At 74.8% G+C, this 2,488-nt stretch carries 1 protein-coding gene; it reads left to right on the forward strand.

The window, feature by feature from the left end; all coding sequences use genetic code 11:
* Positions 1 to 192: 192 nt before the first annotated feature.
* On the forward strand, positions 193 to 2,488 hold a 2,296-nt coding region (locus KBX53_RS29435; RefSeq protein ID WP_210862886.1), incomplete at its 3' end, for a cobaltochelatase subunit CobN.

Below are 2,488 nucleotides of genomic sequence, written 5' to 3' on the forward strand. Positions count from 1 at the left end.
CCGGCCGCACTGACGCGCCGGCATCCGCACGCTCCCGCGCCGTTCACCGCTGAGTTCCCCACCGCGCCACCCGCCGCCGTCGGCCCCGCGCCGGTGAGCCGCCCGGGTCGCGGTGCCTGCTGAACCCCGCGCCCATCCCACGTCGCCAGCTCGCATCGGCGAGCGCGTCGACGTCACTCTCCGGAGCCTGCCGTGCGCATCCTGCTGCTCTCCACCGCCGACACCGACCTGCTGGCCGCCCGCGCCAGCGGCGCCGACTACCGGTTGGCCAACCCCGCGCGGGTCACCGTCGAGGAGGTGCCCTCCCTGCTCGACGGGGTCGCCCTCGTCGTCGTACGCCTGCTCGGCGGTCGGCTGGCGTGGCCGGACGGCCTCGCCGCGGTGCTCGCGACCGGCGTGCCGACGGTGGTGCTCGGCGGCGAGGCGACACCCGACGCGGAGCTGATGGCCAGCTCCACCGTGCCGTCCGGTGTCGCGACCCAGGCGCTGGCGTACCTGGTCGAGGGCGGCCCGGACAACCTGGGGCAGTTGGCGCGGTTCCTCTCCGACACGGTGCTGCTCACCGGTGAGGGGTTCGCCCCGCCCGCGCGCACCCCGGCGTACGGGGTGCACGGCGCGCACCTGGCCGACCCGTACCGGCCCACAGTGGGGATCGTCTTCTACCGGGCACACGCGTTGGCCGGCAACACCGGCTTCATCGACGTGCTGGTCGAGGCGGTCCGGGCGGCCGGCGGCAACCCGCTGCCGATCTTCTGCGGCTCCCTGCGCGGGCTGACCGCCGACGCCGGCCCGCTCGGGCTCTTCGCCCGCTGTGACGCGCTGCTGGTCACCGTGCTCGCGGCTGGCGGTGCGGTCGCCGCCGACGCCTCCGGCGGCGGCGACGAGGACGCCTGGGACGTCGGCGTCCTGGCCGCCCTGGACGTGCCGGTCATCCAGGCGCTCTGTCTCACCAGCACCCGGGCGCAGTGGGCCGACAGCGACGCCGGGCTGTCCCCGTTGGACGCCGCCATGCAGGTGGCCATCCCCGAGTTCGACGGCCGGATCGTCACCGTGCCGTTCTCGTTCAAGCAGATCGACGCCGACGGGCTCTCGGTCTACGCCGCCGACCCCGAGCGGGCCGCCCGGGTCGCCGGGATCGCGGTGCGCCACGCCCGGCTGCGGTACGTGCCGGCCGCCGACAAGCGCGTCGCCGTGGTGCTCAGCTCGTACCCGACGAAGCACTCCCGGGTCGGCAACGCGGTGGGCCTGGACACCCCGGCGTCGGCGGTGCGGCTGTTCGCCGCGCTCGCGGACGCTGGCTACGACCTGGGCGAGCGCCCGGTGCCCGCCGACGGCGACGCGCTGATCCACGCGCTGATCGCCGCCGGTGGCCACGACGTGGAGTGGCTCACCCCGGAGCAGTTGGCCGGCGCCGAGGCCCGGATACCGGGGCCGACGTACCGGCGTTGGTTCGACCAGGTCCCGGCCGAGCTGCGGGAGCGGATCAGGGAACACTGGGGTGAGCCGCCCGGCGAGCTGTACACCGAGGGCGGCGACATCGTGCTCGCCGGGCTGCGCTTCGGCAACGTGGTGCTGCTGATCCAGCCGCCGCGCGGCTTCGGGGAGAACCCGATCGCCATCTACCACGACCCGGACCTGCCGCCGAGTCACCACTACCTGGCCGCGTACCGCTGGTTGACCGCGCCGGTCGCGGACGGCGGCTTCGGCGCGGACGCCGTGGTGCACCTGGGCAAGCACGGCACCCTGGAGTGGCTGCCCGGCAAGGGCCTCGGCCTGGCCGCCGACTGCGCGCCCGACGCGGTCCTCGGCGATCTGCCGCTGGTGTACCCGTTCATCGTCAACGATCCCGGTGAGGGCACCCAGGCCAAGCGGCGGGCGCACGCCGTGGTCGTCGACCACCTGGTCCCTCCGATGGCCCGCGCCGAGACCTACGGCGACCTGGCCAAACTGGAGCAACTGCTCGACGAGTACGCCACCGTGCAGGCCCTCGACCCGGCCAAGGTGCCCACCGTGCGGGCCCAGATCTGGAACCTGGTGCGCGCCGCCGAGCTGCACCACGACCTGCACGCCGAGGCGATGCCCGACCCGGACGACTTCGACGACTTCGTGCTGCACCTCGACGGGTACCTCTGCGAGGTCAAGGACGTGCAGATCCGCGACGGGCTGCACATCCTCGCCGACGCGCCCACCGGCGAGGCACGGGTCAACCTGGTCCTGGCGGTGCTGCGCGCCCCGCAGATCTGGGGCGGCGCCCGCGCACTGCCCGGTCTGCGGCAGGCCCTCGCCGTCGCGTACTTGCTCGACGAGCAGGAACTGCTCGCGACGCCGGGACAGCGACTGGCGCTGCCCACGGCGCTCACCGATGTGGTGGACGGGCCGGCCGGCACCGCCGCCGACGCGATCGACCTCATCGAAGCGCTCGCGCGGCGGCTGGTCGTCGGCATGGAGACCCCCGGCGGGGCAGAGGACGCAGGCGGCGCCGTGGTGG

It is taken from the genome of Micromonospora sp. M51, from assembly GCF_018070305.1.
In the GTDB taxonomy this organism is placed as follows: domain Bacteria; phylum Actinomycetota; class Actinomycetes; order Mycobacteriales; family Micromonosporaceae; genus Micromonospora; species Micromonospora parva.